13 protein-coding genes are annotated in these 15,291 nt (G+C 67.7%); 4 read left to right on the top strand and 9 right to left on the bottom strand.

Features of this window, described 5'->3' with window-relative positions:
- Positions 1 to 16: 16 nt before the first annotated feature.
- A complete protein-coding gene (locus tag DNK89_RS13925) occupies positions 17 to 2,251 on the top strand; it encodes an NADP-dependent isocitrate dehydrogenase (protein ID WP_110960585.1) in 2,235 nt (744 codons plus the stop codon).
- A gap of 139 nt (positions 2,252 to 2,390) precedes the next feature.
- On the opposite strand, the gene DNK89_RS13930 is transcribed toward DNK89_RS13925, so the two are convergent.
- The 3 genes from DNK89_RS13930 to DNK89_RS13940 form a co-directional block, all read right to left on the bottom strand.
- A complete protein-coding gene (locus DNK89_RS13930; protein ID WP_110960586.1) occupies positions 2,391 to 3,782 on the bottom strand; it encodes a hypothetical protein in 1,392 nt (463 codons plus the stop codon).
- A 178-nt stretch (positions 3,783 to 3,960) separates the two neighbouring features.
- A complete protein-coding gene (locus DNK89_RS13935; protein ID WP_110960587.1) occupies positions 3,961 to 4,473 on the bottom strand; it encodes a DUF1993 family protein in 513 nt (170 codons plus the stop codon).
- Positions 4,474 to 4,616: 143 nt separating this feature from the next.
- Entirely contained in the window at positions 4,617 to 5,885 is a 1,269-nt protein-coding gene (locus tag DNK89_RS13940) for an MFS transporter (protein WP_110960926.1), read from the bottom strand.
- 65 nt (positions 5,886 to 5,950) lie between these two features.
- On the opposite strand from DNK89_RS13940, the gene DNK89_RS13945 reads away from it, so the two are divergent.
- From DNK89_RS13945 to DNK89_RS13955, 3 genes are all read left to right on the top strand, one after another.
- The gene (locus DNK89_RS13945; protein WP_203422274.1) at positions 5,951 to 6,892 is read left to right on the top strand and encodes a helix-turn-helix domain-containing protein; all 942 of its coding nucleotides are present in this window, start codon (positions 5,951 to 5,953) and stop codon (positions 6,890 to 6,892) included.
- A gap of 84 nt (positions 6,893 to 6,976) precedes the next feature.
- Entirely contained in the window at positions 6,977 to 8,524 is a 1,548-nt protein-coding gene (locus tag DNK89_RS13950; protein ID WP_110960588.1) for a hypothetical protein, read from the top strand.
- 157 nt (positions 8,525 to 8,681) lie between these two features.
- Complete coding sequence (locus DNK89_RS13955) at positions 8,682 to 9,317, top strand: flavin reductase family protein (protein WP_110960589.1); 636 nt, start codon at positions 8,682 to 8,684, stop codon at positions 9,315 to 9,317.
- Here the strand turns inward: DNK89_RS13955 and DNK89_RS13960 are convergent.
- The 6 genes from DNK89_RS13960 to DNK89_RS13985 all read right to left on the bottom strand — a co-directional run bounded on the left by DNK89_RS13960 (position 9,295) and on the right by DNK89_RS13985 (position 15,285).
- Positions 9,295 to 10,227, bottom strand: coding sequence for an alpha/beta hydrolase (locus tag DNK89_RS13960; protein ID WP_238990815.1), 933 nt, complete (start codon positions 10,225 to 10,227; stop codon positions 9,295 to 9,297). The genes DNK89_RS13955 and DNK89_RS13960 overlap by 23 nt on opposite strands.
- A gap of 183 nt (positions 10,228 to 10,410) precedes the next feature.
- On the bottom strand, positions 10,411 to 11,373 hold the full coding sequence (locus tag DNK89_RS13965; protein WP_056056992.1) for a hypothetical protein: 963 nt from the start codon (positions 11,371 to 11,373) through the stop codon (positions 10,411 to 10,413).
- A 192-nt stretch (positions 11,374 to 11,565) separates the two neighbouring features.
- The gene (gene lpoB / locus DNK89_RS13970) at positions 11,566 to 12,183 is read right to left on the bottom strand and encodes a penicillin-binding protein activator LpoB (protein ID WP_110960591.1); all 618 of its coding nucleotides are present in this window, start codon (positions 12,181 to 12,183) and stop codon (positions 11,566 to 11,568) included.
- A gap of 40 nt (positions 12,184 to 12,223) precedes the next feature.
- Positions 12,224 to 12,631 carry a YcfL family protein gene (locus DNK89_RS13975; protein ID WP_015011927.1) on the bottom strand — a complete coding sequence of 136 codons (408 nt, stop codon included), beginning with the start codon at positions 12,629 to 12,631 and terminating at the stop codon, positions 12,224 to 12,226.
- Between the two features lie 35 nt (positions 12,632 to 12,666).
- A complete protein-coding gene (locus tag DNK89_RS13980) occupies positions 12,667 to 14,208 on the bottom strand; it encodes a COG3014 family protein (protein WP_015011926.1) in 1,542 nt (513 codons plus the stop codon).
- Between the two features lie 333 nt (positions 14,209 to 14,541).
- Positions 14,542 to 15,285, bottom strand: coding sequence for a class I SAM-dependent methyltransferase (locus tag DNK89_RS13985; protein WP_060984339.1), 744 nt, complete (start codon positions 15,283 to 15,285; stop codon positions 14,542 to 14,544).
- Between the last annotated feature and the right edge of the window lie 6 nt (positions 15,286 to 15,291).

Genomic DNA, 15,291 nt, shown 5'->3' on the forward strand with positions numbered 1-15,291 from the left:
TTTCGTGAGACAAGCCATGACGACCCAGCAACCATCCATCATTTACACCCTGACCGACGAGGCACCCCGTCTGGCCACGGCTTCCTTCCTGCCCATCATCCGCACGTTTGCGGCGCCGGCAGGCATCAACGTGCTGGAGAGCGACATCTCGGTGGCGGCACGTATCCTGGGTGAGTTCCCCGACTACCTGACCGAAGAACAGCGCGTGCCCAACAACCTGGCCGAGCTGGGCAAGAAGACGCTGCAGCCCGATGCCAACATCATCAAGCTGCCCAACATCTCCGCGTCCGTCGCACAGCTCAAGGCCGCCATCGCCGAGCTGCAATCCAAGGGCTACGCACTGCCCGACTACCCCGATCAGCCCAAGGACGACAAAGAGAAAGAAATCAAGGCCCGCTACAGCAAGTGCACCGGCTCGGCCGTGAACCCTGTGCTGCGCGAAGGCAACTCCGACCGCCGCGCGCCCAAGGCCGTGAAGGAATACGCCCGCAAGAACCCGCACAGCATGGCCGAGTGGAGCCAGGCCTCACGTTCGCACGTGTCGCACATGCACGCCGGCGACTTCTACCACGGCGAAAAGTCCATGACGCTGGACAAGGCGCGTGACGTGAAGATGGAGCTGATCACCAAGAGCGGGAAGGCCATCGTGTTGAAGCCCAAGGTCAGCCTGCTCGACCGCGAAGTGATCGACAGCATGTTCATGAGCAAGAAGGCGCTGCTGGAGTTCTACGAGAAGGAAATCGAAGACGCACGCAAGACGGGCGTGATGTTCTCGCTGCACGTGAAGGCCACGATGATGAAGGTGTCCCACCCCATCGTGTTCGGCCACTGCGTGCGCATCTTCTACAAGGACGCGTTCGCCAAACACGCTAAGACCTTTGAAGAACTGGGCGTGAACGTGAACAACGGCATGGTGGACCTGTACACCAAGATCGAGACGCTGCCGCAAAGCCAGCGCGACGAGATCAAGCGTGACCTGCACGCCTGCCACGAGCACCGCCCCGAGCTGGCCATGGTCGACTCGGCCAAGGGCATCACCAACTTCCACTCGCCCAACGACATCATCGTGGACGCCTCCATGCCCGCCATGATCCGCAACGGCGGCAAGATGTGGGACGCCAACGGCCGCCTGAAGGACGTGAAGGCCGTGATGCCCGAATCGACCTTCGCCCGCATTTACCAGGAGATCATCAACTTCTGCAAGTGGCACGGCGCGTTCGACCCCAAGACCATGGGCACGGTGCCCAACGTGGGCCTGATGGCGCAGCAGGCCGAAGAGTATGGCTCGCACGACAAGACCTTCGAGATCCCTGAAGACGGCGTGGCCAACATCACCGACCTGGCCACTGGCGAAGTGCTGCTGAGCCAGAACGTGGAGCAAGGCGACATCTGGCGCATGTGCCAGGTCAAGGACGCCGCGATCCGCGACTGGGTGAAGCTGGCCGTGAACCGCGCCCGCAACTCCGGCATGCCCGTGGTGTTCTGGCTCGACTCGTACCGTCCGCACGAAGCGCAGCTGATCACCAAGGTGAAGATGTACCTGCACGAGCACAACACCACCGGCCTGGACATCCAGATCATGAGTCAGGTGCGTGCCATGCGCTACACGCTCGAGCGCGTGATCCGTGGCCTGGACACCATCAGCGCCACCGGCAACATCCTGCGCGACTACCTGACCGACCTGTTCCCCATCATGGAACTGGGCACCTCGGCCAAGATGCTGTCCATCGTGCCCCTGATGGCCGGTGGCGGCATGTATGAAACCGGCGCGGGCGGCTCGGCCCCCAAGCACGTGCAGCAGCTGGTGGAAGAAAACCACCTGCGCTGGGATTCGCTGGGTGAGTTCCTGGCGCTGGCCGTGTCGCTGGAAGACCTGGGCCTCAAGAACAACAACCCCCGCGCCAAGCTGCTGGCCAAGACGCTGGACGCCGCCACGGGCAAGCTGCTGGACAACAATAAGAACCCCTCGCCCAAGACCGGCCAGCTGGACAACCGCGGCAGCCAGTTCTACCTGGCCCTGTACTGGGCACAAGAGTTGGCCGCACAGACCGAGGACGCCGAACTGGCGGCCAAGTTCGCGCCCCTGGCCAAGCAGCTGACCGAGAACGAGCAGAAGATCGTGCAAGAGCTGAACGCCGTGCAGGGCCAGCCCACCGACATCGGTGGCTACTACCTGCCCGATGTGGCCAAGCTGGACGCCGTGATGCGCCCCAGCGAGACGCTGAACAAGGCGCTGGCTTCGGTGGCCTGATCCTTTTCGGCCGCTCCAACGCAAAGGCCCCGCACTGCGGGGCCTTTTTTATTTCGGGACCTGGGAGTTAGCGCGACCACCGAGGGCCGTGCGCCGCAGTCGATGCTCCGTCTGCCGCGCAGCCCCCAGAGCCACGTTCTCAGGGCCGGTCGCGGTCTGCCACGCGGCTGCTCAGGGGCTTGGGCACATAGGCCGGCACAAAGGCGCAGCCCTTGCCAAAACGCGCCTCGTTGGCCGGGCACTGCTGGGCAATGCCCTCGGGCGTGGGCTTGGCGCCCTCGTCCACCCAGCGCAGCAGCGCGGTCAACAGCGTGGGGTAGGTGGGGTCGCTCAGGTAGCTGTGGGTGTTGTGCTGGGTGAAGGTCTGCACCAGGCGCTCCGCGCTGCCGCCTTGCGCCATGGTGGCCTGAAAGGCCGCGTCCAGTTCGACAAAGGCCGTGGGGTCGTCCACGCCCTTGACGGTGAGCACCGGCACGGGGATGCGGCCGGTCAGGTCCGTGTCCTGCGCAAAGCGGGCCACGGCAGCAGGGTCGGCCCGGTAGCGCAGCACGGCGGCGTTCAGCGCGGCATCGTCGGGCGAGCCCCGGTACAACACGCCCCGGTTGCCAAACGGGCTGGCGCCGCCCGTGCGATGCTGCACCACGTCGCGGAAGTGGAAGGTGGCCCAGTTCATGTGGCCCTGGATGGAGCTGGCCGGGATGCGGATCACGTCCACGATGGTTTGGACCTTGCACTGCTGCTCGGGCGTGCGCTCGGCCACCGGCTTGTTCAGCGCCAGGCATTCGTTCACGCGCGCGGCCAGGTCCGCCTGCGTCATCGCCGCATCGGCAGGCAGGCCGATGTTCAGCGGGTACTGCGCCTCGGTGGGCCGGGGGTGGTTGTTGCACAGGTACTGGTAGACCACGCGCAGGTCGGTGCGGAAGTCGTACGAGCGGGTGCCGCCCGCCAGCACGCCGCTGGTGAGCAACACGGCGTCATACGGGCGCTTACCATCTGCCGTGGTCTGGAACATCTCGGCCCCCTTGGCCGCCACGCTGGCGCCCCAGGACTGGCCGTGCAGGATGGTGCGCTTCGGCTGGGCCACATGGCGCACGAAGATCTGGCGCAGCCGCTCGGTGTCCTCGGCGGCGGCACGCACCTCGACGCCGCCCTGGCGGAAGGTGCTGCCCGCCCACGCATACCCCGCGCGAACCATGATGGCCCAGCGCTCCAGGTCTTCCACCGACCGCTCCATCTTCGGCGCGCCCAGGGCCGGGCCGCCGTGGGCGTGCAGCACCAGGTGGCCGTTCCACTGCTGCGGCACGGCCACCAGGTAGTACGCACCGGCCGAATCCTTGCCCGACTGGCAGCGGGCGATGGGCGCCAGGTCCTTGGGGCACGGGGTGGCCGTGGGCGCGGCCTCAGCAGCGGCACTCACCGGCGCCGAGGCTGGTGGTTGTACAGGCACCGGCGCGCAGGCCGAAAGCAGGCAGGTCACGCCTGCCAGCGCCAGGGCTGGCAGGGTGCGTGGTGTGGCATGGAGGATAGGCATGGGTCGGGTCTCCGTTCTCTTTTTTGTCCGCGCTGGGCGTCGTGTCCAATACTGCTATTTTGATAGCACATCAGGCATGTTTCACTAGCGCTACGGGCCATTTTGACCCAACATCTGCGTGCCTGGCCCCACACGGCAGCCCCCAGGGCACCTTGGCGCCCCGGGAAAGGGCCCAGGGTCAGAACTTGCCCATGTAGTCGCGCTTGCCCAGCTCCACGCCGTTGTGGCGCGCGATGGCGTAGGTTGCGTTCACGTGGAAGAAGAACTGGGGCAGGCCGTAGTGCAGCAGGTAGTGTTCGCCCACAAACTGCTTCTCGCGCGGCGTGCCGGGCTGGATGGTGATCGGGCGCGTGGCGGCCTCGGCAAACGCGGCCTGCGGCAGGCCTTCGATGAACGCCAGCACGGTGCTGATGCGCTCGTTCAGGTCGGCAAAACCGGGGCGCTCGGCGTCGGGCAGCGAAGGCACCTCCACACCGGCCAGGCGCGCGGCCACGCCCTTGGCAAAGTCGCAGGCGATCAGCACCTGGCGGGCCATGGGGAACATGTCGGGGAACAGGCGGGCCTGCAGCAGCGCGTCCGGCTCGATCTTGCGGGCTGTGGCATGGGCCTCGGTCTTGGCCAGGATGTCCTGGAGCGAGCCCAGCATCTGGCGAAAGACGGGAATGCTGGCGTTGTACATGGGGTTCGTCATGGGCGGGGTCCTGGAAGTGTGTTGAAAACAGAGGGCGCCGCTCCGGGCCCTGCCAACCAGGGCCCCTGCGCCACCGACCGCGATTGCAACACAGGCCCGCGCGGCGTGCTGGCCGCTGTGCGTATCCCCTCCCCGTGGACCCTTCAGGCCGCTGCAGGCACGGGCCGCGCCGCCCGTGCGGCCACGCCCACCCCCACCAGCGCCGCCGACACCACGCTCAGGCCCAGGGTCAGGGCCGAGCCGTAGAAGATGCCGGCGGTCATGCCGTGGTCCAGCATGGCGCCGAACACCGGCGCCGCCAGGCAAAAGCCCAGGTCCAGCCCCGAATACACCGTGCCATACACGCGGCCCGTGGCGCCGGGGGGCGCGGCGCGTTTGATCAGCATGTCACGCGAAGGCCCGGCCAGGCCTGTGCCCAGCCCTGCCACCGAGGCCACCACCAGCGCCACCATGCCCGGCAGCAGCCCCGAGGCCACCACCACCAGCAACGCGGCCGAGCCCAGCAGGCACACGGAGATGATCTTCTCCAGCCGCTGCACACGGCCCACCAGAAAGCCGCCCACCAGCATGCCCGCCGCGCCGCACAGCATGTAGCCCGTGACCACCATGGCCGTCACGCTCAGCGGCAGGCCGTACATGGACTGCAGTGCCGGGCTGGCAAAGCTCTGGATGGCGCTGAGTGCACAGGTGCTCCAGAAGAAGAACGAGAAACACAGCCACACCGAGGGCAGCTTGAGGAAGGCCATGGGGTGCTCGGGCTTCGCCGCCGCTGCACCGCCCTTGGCCTGGTGCGCCCAGGCGCCCTGGCGGTCGTCAATCGCGTCGCGGTTCCACACCATGATGGCCAGCACGGTGAGGGCCAGCAGGCCGCCGCACAGGCAGGCCGTGCGCCACGAGCCCGTGGCGGTGGCAATGCCCGCCATGAACACCGGCGCCGTCGCCCAGCCCAGGTTACCGCTGATGCCGTGCACCGAGAAGCCATGTCCCAGGCGCTGCGGCGACACACGCTTGTTCAGAATCGTGAAGTCCACCGGGTGGAACGGCGCATTGCCCAGCCCGGCCAAAGCCGCCGCCAGCAGCAGGCCCGTGTAGCCCTGCGCCGTGCCCGCCGCAAGGCCTGCGGCCGCAAAACTCGACAGCGCAAAAAACATCACCGGCCGCGCGCCCACGCGGTCCACCAGGAAGCCCGACAGCGCCTGGCCCACGCCCGAGATCACGAAGAACACCGACACCAGCAGGCCCAGCTCGGAATAGCTGAAGCCGAACTCCCCGATCAGCCACGGAAACAGCGGCGGCAGCAGCATGTGAAAGAAGTGCGAGCTGCCGTGGGCCAGGCCGATGAGGCCAATGGTGCGGGCGTCCTGCCGCAAGGGGACAGGGTTGGCGAGGGTGCTGGAGGAAGAAGCAGTCATGGGCTCGATCTTAGGCAGCATGGCCTCGGCAGGTTTACGATAGGCAGACAACTTCTATCGCAAACATGCCAAACCCGCCCACCGAACTCGCCGTGCCCGCCGAACCGGGGGTGGAGCACTTTGCGGCCCAGGCCGTGTCCCGCGCGCCTGCCGGCAAGCCGCGCGGCATGTCGTACGTGGACTCGCTCACGCCCGAGCTGTTTGTGCCCACAGCCGCCCGCCCGGTGCGCGCCAAGCTGCGCTGGCTGGCCGCCGACACGCAGGTCATGCCCCACAGCCACCCGTGGGCTCAGGTGGCGATATCGACCACGGGCGTGATCCGCCTCACGGTGAACCACGGCACCTACATCGTGCCGCCATCGCGCGCGCTGTGGATTCCGCCCGGCGTGGAACATGCCGTGACCATGGTCGAAGACGCCGACCTGCGCACGCTCTACTTCCACCAGCCCCGGGGCCGCTGTGGCCCCGGCGTGCCGCGCGACCAGGAAGACGCCTGGCGCCAGTGCCGCGTGCTGGAGGTGTCCGACCTGCTGCGCGCCCTGGTGCGCGAGATGCCCACCACGCCCGACGGCGGCCCCACGATCAGCACCGCCGACCTGCGGCGCGAACAGCATCTGAGCGCCCTGGTCAGGGGCGAACTGGCCCGCGCCGCCGCCGTGAAGCTGGGCGTGGACCTGCCCCAGGACAAACGCTTGCGCCACCTGTGCGAGGCCGTGCTGGCCGACCCCACGCGCCACGACACCCTGGCCGACTGGGCGCAGGACACGGGTGCCAGCCCCCGCACCGTGGCGCGGCTGTTCCGCTCCGAGCTGGGCAGCACCTTCACCCAGTGGCGCCAGCAAGTCATCCTGGCCAAGGCCGTGTCGCTGGCCGCCGGCCGCATGCCCATGGGCCAGATCGCCGCCGAACTGGGCTACAGCCCCAGCGCCTTCAGCGCCATGGTGCGCAAGTCGGTGGGGCAGCCGCCGGGGCGGTTTCTGGGGCAGCAGCAGCCGGTACCGCAGTGAGGGAGGTGAGTACAGGGTGCCAGTGCATCGGTACCATGGAACAACATGACACCCCTTCGCACTCCACGCACTCTTCGTTCCCTGATGTTGGTCGCGCTGGTGTGCGCGCCCCTTGCACTGGCCCACGCCGCGCCGCTGGACGTCACACCCGACACGCTGATCGAACGCGCCAACCTGCTGCGTGACGCCCGCGAGCGCCCCTGGGACCCGGCCACGGGCCGGCTGGGAAACTTGCGGCATGTGCACATCATCGCCAACGACTGCACGGTGCGCGTGGTGTCGGGTGCTGAGAACCGGCTGTTCCTCGGGCAAGGGGCGACGTTCCAGATCGCCGACACCACCTACAGTGCGGACCGCCAGGGTGGCAGCCGCCCCAGGCCGTACGACGTGACGATCAGCGCCACACAGGGTGCGTCGACCATCCCGCGCGTGGGCGCTGACAACTCTGCCGTGTGCTTCACGCTGCAGCTGGCCACAGCCCACGAACTGCTGTTACGCGGTGACAACCTGAAGGTGCTTTTTGACCGGGTGGACCTGCCGGTATTGCGCATGAGCCTGAACCCCAGCCACGGCATGAAGCTGTGGTTCCATGAGGCGCGCCTGGGGCTGCTGAGCGTGAGCTCCAACGCATCGGTGGTGGCGGGTGGTACAGGGCAGGTCCAGTGGCTGCGGCTGGCCAGCTCGCAACGCAGCACAGCGCTGCTGTTCCACGACATGGATGCGCGCCACGTGGGGGTGTCAGCCACCACCACCCGGGCACGGTTTTCCATCCGCATTGGCGCAGACACAGAAGCAGGCTACTACCAGCCGGCCAGCGCGCCGGGCAAGATCGCACTGGAATACCCGATCTGGATCGATGGCCCCGTCAGCGCGCTCAAAGTGCCTGCGGGCCGCGTGAACCCCATGCCCCTGACCAGCGCCCTGCGGGATGAAACCCACGCTCTGCAACAGGAGGTGATGGGCCTTGCCGGCCCCCGGCCGGTACTGCCGACGCCCGACCCTGGCGCTCCGCCTCCCTCGGGCGCGCAGGCTGCCAGCGGTGAGCCCGTCTCGCCGCGCCAGCGTGTCAGCGATGTGCTGCAGCCGCTGCTGCCACGCGGCGTGACCCTGGGCAAGATCGACCTGTGGAAGGACGGTGCGGCGCTGGAAGGCCGCGCACCCGATGACGCGGCCGTGCGCGAGTGGGCACAGGCGCTGGAGCGCTCGGGCGAGGTGCGCAGTTCGCAGGTGGCTTGGGTTCGGCGCGAGGCAGACCAGGTGGCCTACCGCGTGCTCGTCACCTTTCTGTGCGCAGCGCCGGGTGACCGCAGCGTGTGCCTGCCAGCGACGGGCAGCGCTTACACCCAACAACAGGTGGAAGACGCGCTGCGCCCGGTGCTGGGCAACGGGGTAACGCTGACCAAGCTGGTGCTGCGCGACGGCAAGCGCGGCCAGCTGGTCGAGCTGGAGGGAAGCGGCAGCGAGGCGGAGGTCCGCGCGGCGCTGGAGCGCGTGCGCCAGCAGGTCTCCTGGTTGACGGCGTCGAGCTCCGGCATCGGCCAGGGCACGTTCTCCGCACAGCTGCGCATGGTGTGCACCGTTCCGCCGCGCGCCACCCCCGGCATCTGCGCCGCGCCCAGCCCGACCCGCTGAGCCAAGGGTCGGTGCTTCAGCACTCCAACAAGCCCTTTCCGCCCATCCAACAAGCGTTAACAGCTATTAAAAGGTGAGCGCATTGATACCCCCGTGACCGCAGCGTGCTGCGTCTACCGCTAAGGTACTGGCTGTCTGTCACTGCCCGCAAAGCCCCATGACCACTCCACCGCCCGCACGCACCTTCCACAGCTACGAACCCCGCCAGGGCCACGGCCTGCCACACGACCCGTTCAACGCCATCGTGGGGCCACGCCCCATTGGCTGGATCTCCACGCAAAGCACCACCGGCGCCACCAACCTAGCGCCCTACAGCTTCTTCAATGCCTTCAACTACGTGCCGCCCATCGTGGGCTTTGCCAGCATTGGCTACAAGGACACGGTGCGCAACGTGCAGGCCACGGGCGAGTTTGTGTGGAACCTGGCCACCCGCGACCTGGCCGAGGTGATGAACCAGAGCTGCGCCGCCGTGCCACCTGAAGTGAGCGAGTTCGACCTGACCGGCCTCACCCCCCTGCCCTCCACGCGCGTGCGCCCGCCGCGCGTGGCCGAAAGCCCGGTCACCTTTGAATGCCGCAGCACGCAGATCCTGCAGCTGCAGGGGGTGGATGGAGCCTCGGTGGATACCTGGCTGGTGCTGGGCGAGGTGGTGGCTGTGCACATCGACACCGCCCTGCTGAAAGACGGTGTCTACGACACCGCCAATGCGGGGCACATCCTGCGCGGCGGCGGCCCGGCGGACTATTTCACGGTGGGGCCGGAGCAGTTGTTCAGGATGTACCGGCCGCGCTAGGAGCCTGCTGCTCTCGCAGCAGTCGCAGTGGCGCACACAGCCCGGCGGCCGGTTGACGGGCCCATTGCTCGGTCCAGGCCCACACCTGCTGCACGCCGTCCATCCCTGCGGCGGCACGCTGCAGGCCGTGGTCGGCACCGTCGATGCGCCGCGCGCAGTAGGGCGCGGTGCGTAAGGCGGCCAGCTCCGCAAAACGTGTGTAGGCCACGGCGGGCACCAGCGCATCGTCGCTGCCCCACACCTGCAGCAGCGGCCAGGGACCTTGCAGCAGGGGCAGGGTCAGCGGCCAGTTCCACAGGTCGCGCCAGTAACCCAGGCTGCGCCCCTGCACTACCACGCGGTCGTGCGGAGCGCCCGCCACGATCTGGCCCAGCGCTGCCCAGTCGCCCTGCACGCCCAGGCGGCGGGCCTGCAATGCCCCTGCCTCCTGTGGGTCCAACCCGCTGGAGCCGATGAGCACCAATCCGGCCAGGTGCGGCACCTCAGGGGCCAGCGCGGGAAGCAGCTCGGCCCCTTCAGAGATGCCCACCAGCAGCTGCGGCACGGCTGGCTGGCCCTGACGCTCCGAGGCATCAGCACGCAGGGCCGCACGGGCGTGTGCGAGCCAGGTGGAATGCCGGTCCAGCGAAACAAAGCTGTGCGGGCAGTCGGCGGGGGCGGTGCGGGCTCCAGGGTCTACGCCCGGCTTGTGCAGCACCAGCACCTGCGCGTGCAGCAGGCCCCCAAAGTAGCGGTCCGCGATGGGCCCCATGCCTGCACAGCCCGAGCCAGGGATGACTATCACACGGTAGCGCAGCGGCGCGGTGCGTTCCGCTCGCTGCAGGGTCTGGAGCACGGCGCCGCCCACGCCCGGCACGGCCCGCTGGATAAATCCAGCGCCCGGCGCCAGGCCCTGTTCTATAGCGGGCATCGCAGGGTTCGGCTGTGCCGCACTCGCGCCCCCATGTGCGTGGGGGGCCACGCAACCAGGCAGCGTCAAGGCCAGGACGGCAGACGCAAAAAAGGCCAGCGCTGGGCTGGCCTTGGGGAGGGCAGGCACCGCACGGGCCGGGGCCCGCGAGGGCTGCGGGTGCACGGTGGGGCGCACGGCGGCTTACTTGAGGATCAGCACCTGCTCAGGCTGCTGCGGTTGCGGCACGGGCATGGGCTGGCCGCCCTGTTGGTACACCACCGGTGGGCGCACGCCGCGCGCCAGGTTGGCATCGGTGTAGCCCAGTTGCACCGCGAGCTGCTGGTACACGTCCTGCGCCAGCGACAGCGAGGTTTCGCGCATCACTTTGGCCCGGTTGGGGGGCGCAATGTCGCCGCGGATCGAGAGGATCTTGGTGTCGTTGCCTTCGCCCTGGGCGGAGAACGCGGCCTTGATCTCGTAGGTCTTGGTGTTGATGAGCGAGAAGTCGGCCAGCAGCTGCAGGCCGTACTGGCGCGTGGCGCTGGTGGTGCCCTGCAGGGGCGAGAGCGCATCGGTGAACTCGATGCTGGACACCACGCCAAACAGCACGTAGTCGGCGCCGTTGAACTCACCCTTCTTGATGCGGGTGATCACATCGTTGACCTGGGGCTGCGCCTGGGGCGTGGCCATCTTGCCGCCCTGCACCTGGTTGAGCACCTGCTCGGCCTTGCTGGGCTGAGGCTTGCCCGCGTCAAAGCCCTTGCCCTGCACCAGGCGAAAGTACGTGCCCTGCAGGATGGCGCCCTTGATGTCGTTGGTGTAGCCGCCCAGCTCGCGCTGCTCGATGTAGCTGTAGCGCCCGGCCACATAGGTGCCGCTGGCCTGCTCGGACGCTTGCATGGACTGCTGGCCGGAGTACGAGCCCCCGCCGCCGTACATGCCGTGGCTGTGGCTGCCGCCTTGGCTGCCCTGCGCGCTCATCTGGCTGCTGCGCTGGTAGGTGCCGGCCATGAAGTACTCGGACACACGCTGAGCGTAGGCCAAGTCGGTCACGGCGATCTTGGGCGCGGCGCCGGGCTGCTGCGCCTGCGCGCCGGTGCCCCAGGCCAGCGTGGTGGCCGCGATCACGGCCAGGGCCGTGTGGAGGGTGATTCTGCGTTGCATGGTGTGCTCCTTGTGAGCTAACGGAAAGTCATGAATTCATCGAGCGATGTGGCTTCAGCACCGACATCCTTCGAAACTGGCGCGGCCCAGGCCAGCGGCCGCCGTGCAAGGGCCGCCCCGCCGCACTGGCGGCGTCCCCCTTCCCGGCGAAGCTGAGAGAAGGGGGAAGGCGCACAGCGCCTCAGGGGGATGTCACCGCTTACTTGTCTTGCGGATTTCCTTTTCGTCCTGCCACTCGATCGTGCCTTCCTGCACATCAAACAGCTTCAGCGTGAACTTGTAGTACACGTCCTTGGTCGTGTTGTTCTGCTTGACGATGCTGGTCAGCTCGCCTTCCATGCTGTACTTGGCGGCGGTCATCTGGCCGACCTTGGCGGTGGTGCCCTGCTTGTACAGGCCGCTCTGGTTCTGGCGCTGCAGCTCGTCCACACCAGCCTGCATCTCGTTGATGGAGCGCACAAAGCGCACCTTGCCGGACTTGACCAGCGCGGTCTGGATGGAGTTCATCACGTTGGTGGTGTCGATGTACTCGCTGGTCTTGTTCTTGACGGTGGAAATGGTCACCGTGGGGCGGCCCTGGAAGATGCCGGTTTCGAGCAAGCCGCCGGTCATCTTCTCGGCAATCATCTGCAGGTCGGTGGAGCCGAATTCGTTGGTCACCAGCTCGACGGCCTTGGCATCACCGTAATTGACCTGGCGGTCAAAACGCACGGTGGGCGACGACAGGTTCTGGCAGGCCGAGAGGGCCAGGGTGCTGGCGGCAAAGGCCAGGATCAGCGCGCTGCGCTGGATGCGGTTCTTGGTTGTCATGGTTTTACTCCTCACTCAAACAGGGACTGGCGCGGCGCGATCAGCGCGGCTCCACATTCATTTCCAGGCGCAGGTCCACGGCGGCGCTGGTGGGCGCCACGCTCTTGACGGTCTGCTGGCCCAGGCCCAGCACGGTCATCTGCTTCCAGGACTCGCCGTCGCCCACCTGGTTGCCCACGTTGTCCAGCCACTTGAAGCGGTAGAACACGGTGCGGTCGGTGCGGCCCATGTTGGCCATATCGGCCTGCACCACCAGGATGTCGTTCTTGCGCACGATACGCATCTCGCGCACGGCGATGCTGTTGGCCTCGCCGCGCAGGGCCACCTTGGCGGCCACGGCCAGCGGTGTGGCAGGGTCATGCAGTTGGGCGCTGGCGCTGCCAGCCAGGGTCATCAGGGCCGCGCACAGCACGGCAGGGATCGCGGCGGGGACAAAACGGGTTCTCATGCCAGAGGCTCCTTGAATGGGGTCAGAAACAGGGGTCAGTTCTTGGCGGCCGCAGCGGGCTGGGCGGCCGTGGGCTTGACGGTGGACGAGGGCACGGTGCGGGCGCGGTTGTTGTTGGTGGTACGCACCGGAGCGGCGGGCGCCGCAGCAGCGGCTGCAGGGGCCGGCTGGGGTGCCGCCGCCACCGTGGGCAGCTGGCCCAGCATGGCCACATCGCCGATCAGCACGCTGTTGTCATACATGCGCAGGGGCACCAGGGCGTACTGGCCGTCGATCTTGATCGGCTGGGGCAACTGGCGGCCGTTGATGGAGACAGTGTGCTCGCCAGGGGGCAGGTAGCCACGGGCCACATACACGCGGCCGGGCAGCATGCGCCACATGCGGTCGTCGGCCTGCTCGGTGGCCACCGAGGCTGCGGCGCCAATCAGGCCGCCGATGAGGCCGCCCCGCTTTTGCAGCTCGTTCTGCAGCACGCCCTTGGCCACGGCGCGGGTGAAGCCGCGCAGCACCATGCCGGGCATTTCGTCCTTGAGCGCACGGCGGGCCATCACGTTCACGTCCACCACTTTTTCGAGCTTGAGGTCGGTGCCCGCGGCCGACACCACCGTCAGGGGTGCGTCCTTGGAGGGCTCGATCACGGGGTACGAAATGCTGGCGGTGACCATGCCCCGGCCGGTGGGCACGGGGAGGGTGAAGGCCTTGGGCTTGCGTGCGGGAGCGTCACCGGCCTCGACGATGAATAGCACGTCGGTCATGCGCTGGCGGCGCTTCCAAGTGAAGCCGGTGCGGTTGTCCAGGCCACGCAGGCCTTCTTCCAGCACGGGGGTGTCGGGCTTGAGCTCGATGGCTTTACGGTAACCGGGCGCAGCCAGGCCAGGCTCGTTGAGCATTTCGTACAGGAAGCCGGCCAGGTAGTGGGACAGCGCGTTGGAGTAGCCGTTCTTGAGGGCCAGCACTTCGGGGTCGTTGAGCGTTTCGACCGGGTAGCCATTCAGCTCCTTGCCGCCCGATGTGGCGCCCTTGGACTTGGCCTCTTCTTCGGCCGCCAGGGTTTCCTTGGCGCGGAACTCGGCAATGATGGCTTCGCGCTCGTGCGTGCGCTTGATGTCCACACGGGCGTTTTCAAAATCGCCCACGGCCATGCGGTTGAGCGCCAGGCGCGTGGTCAGCCACACCTTTTCATAGTCCTGGCCTTCGTAGACCTTCAGGCGCTCGCTCACCAGGGCCGCGCCCACGGTGCCCATCAGCTTGGAAGGGTTGGTCTTGGCGGTTTCTTCCCATTCCTTGACCTTGTTGTCGGCCAGCAGGAAGGCGTTGGTACTGTCGGGGTAGCGGCGGTCCATGCGCAGCAGCTCACCGCGCTCCATGTTGAAGAGCAGCGCCGTTTTTTCTTCTTCGGTCTTGGCCGTGCTCTCCAGGCTGGCCAGCGCGGCGGGGATGCCGCCACTGCGCCCGGCGGTCTGCATGTCGGTGGCCGTTTTGTCGTGGCTCTGCATGGTGGCGCAGCCGGTGAGGGCAGCGCTCAGCGCCAGCACCCACAGCAGGCGCGGACGGAAACGGGATGGGTGGGCGGTCATGGATGCTCCTTGCAGATCGGTCGGTTGCTCACCAGAAACACCCCGCGCTTCCCACGCGCAGCCGCGCAGCAGCCCCACCCAGAGGAGGGTGCGGCGAATGCGGCGTGCGTGGTGGAAGTCCGGTCAAGGCGGGTGCTGGCAGCCCGTGCGCCCCCTCCCGGCGCGGTTACGTGCTGTGTGCGACCCCCTCTGGCTGTGAGTTTCTTGGTTGTTGTGTATGGGGTTGTAGCCAGCCGCGCAATGTAGCAAAAGCTTGTATCTTTTCTGTAACCGTGTGGGGCCGGCGACACAGACGGACACAGGTGCGGGCGCATGGATTGCATGGTGGGCATGTCATCCCTCCTGCGGCTGGCGCGGCATGCGGTACAGCCACACCACCCGACCACCGGGCGCGCGCAGCTGCGCACTGGGCAGCCAGCCGGGCACCGCAAACTCCAGGCTCACCAGCCAGGCACCGGGCGCCAGCTCGGCCTGGGCCTTGGCGGCCGCGCGGGCCATGCTTTCGGGCCGCTGGAACAGGTACACCATCTGGTAGGCGCTCCAGTCGGCCTTCCACATGTCGGCCCGCTGCACCCGGGCCCAAGGGCAGCGCAAGGCACACAGCAGGCGCAGCGGCCAGCTCCACTCCAGCCCGTCGAGCTGGGCAGCGGGGTAGGCATGGCGCAGCGCCTTGAGGCCATCGCCCAGGCCACAGCCCGCATCGAGCACGCGCGCGCCCAGCGGCAGCGGCGCCTGCACGGCCAGAGACTGCAGCGCGTGGCGCGGCGTGGGAAACAGGGGCGCATCGCGCCACGCATTGAGCGGGTAGACCAGCAACAACAACGACAGCGGCACCAGCCACGCCCACGTGGGCAGGCTGGCTGCCCCCAGCAGCGCCAGCGACAGAGGGAACCCGGCGGCAATCAGCCCGCGCCGCCACCAGCTGTCACCCAGCACACTGGCCGCCGTGCCCAGCAGGCAGGCCACCAGCAAGGCGGCCACCGGTGGAACCGCGCGCTGCAGCGCCACAAAGATCAGCCACGCGCACGCCCACGCCGCCAGTGCGGGCAGGGGCCAGGGCATGCGCAGGGCGAGCATGGTTCT

Origin of the sequence: Acidovorax sp. ST3 (genome assembly GCF_003231145.1) — a bacterium.
Classification (GTDB): domain Bacteria; phylum Pseudomonadota; class Gammaproteobacteria; order Burkholderiales; family Burkholderiaceae_C; genus Acidovorax.

Excerpts from the sequence above, each read along its gene's own strand:
- DNK89_RS13935 (WP_110960587.1), bottom strand. The coding sequence starts at position 4,473 with ATGACGAACCCCATGTACAACGCCAGCATTCCCGTCTTTCGCCAGATG.
- DNK89_RS13965 (WP_056056992.1), bottom strand. The coding sequence starts at position 11,373 with ATGCAACGCAGAATCACCCTCCACACGGCCCTGGCCGTGATCGCGGCC.
- lpoB (WP_110960591.1), bottom strand. The coding sequence starts at position 12,183 with ATGACAACCAAGAACCGCATCCAGCGCAGCGCGCTGATCCTGGCCTTT.
- DNK89_RS13980 (WP_015011926.1), bottom strand. The coding sequence starts at position 14,208 with ATGACCGCCCACCCATCCCGTTTCCGTCCGCGCCTGCTGTGGGTGCTG.
- DNK89_RS13940 (WP_110960926.1), bottom strand. The coding sequence starts at position 5,885 with ATGACTGCTTCTTCCTCCAGCACCCTCGCCAACCCTGTCCCCTTGCGG.
- DNK89_RS13945 (WP_203422274.1), top strand. The coding sequence starts at position 5,951 with ATGCCAAACCCGCCCACCGAACTCGCCGTGCCCGCCGAACCGGGGGTG.
- DNK89_RS13975 (WP_015011927.1), bottom strand. The coding sequence starts at position 12,631 with ATGAGAACCCGTTTTGTCCCCGCCGCGATCCCTGCCGTGCTGTGCGCG.
- DNK89_RS13950 (WP_110960588.1), top strand. The coding sequence starts at position 6,977 with ATGTTGGTCGCGCTGGTGTGCGCGCCCCTTGCACTGGCCCACGCCGCG.
- DNK89_RS13925 (WP_110960585.1), top strand. The coding sequence starts at position 17 with ATGACGACCCAGCAACCATCCATCATTTACACCCTGACCGACGAGGCA.
- DNK89_RS13960 (WP_238990815.1), bottom strand. The coding sequence starts at position 10,227 with ATGCCCGCTATAGAACAGGGCCTGGCGCCGGGCGCTGGATTTATCCAG.
- DNK89_RS13955 (WP_110960589.1), top strand. The coding sequence starts at position 8,682 with ATGACCACTCCACCGCCCGCACGCACCTTCCACAGCTACGAACCCCGC.
- DNK89_RS13930 (WP_110960586.1), bottom strand. The coding sequence starts at position 3,782 with ATGCCTATCCTCCATGCCACACCACGCACCCTGCCAGCCCTGGCGCTG.
- DNK89_RS13985 (WP_060984339.1), bottom strand. The coding sequence starts at position 15,285 with ATGCTCGCCCTGCGCATGCCCTGGCCCCTGCCCGCACTGGCGGCGTGG.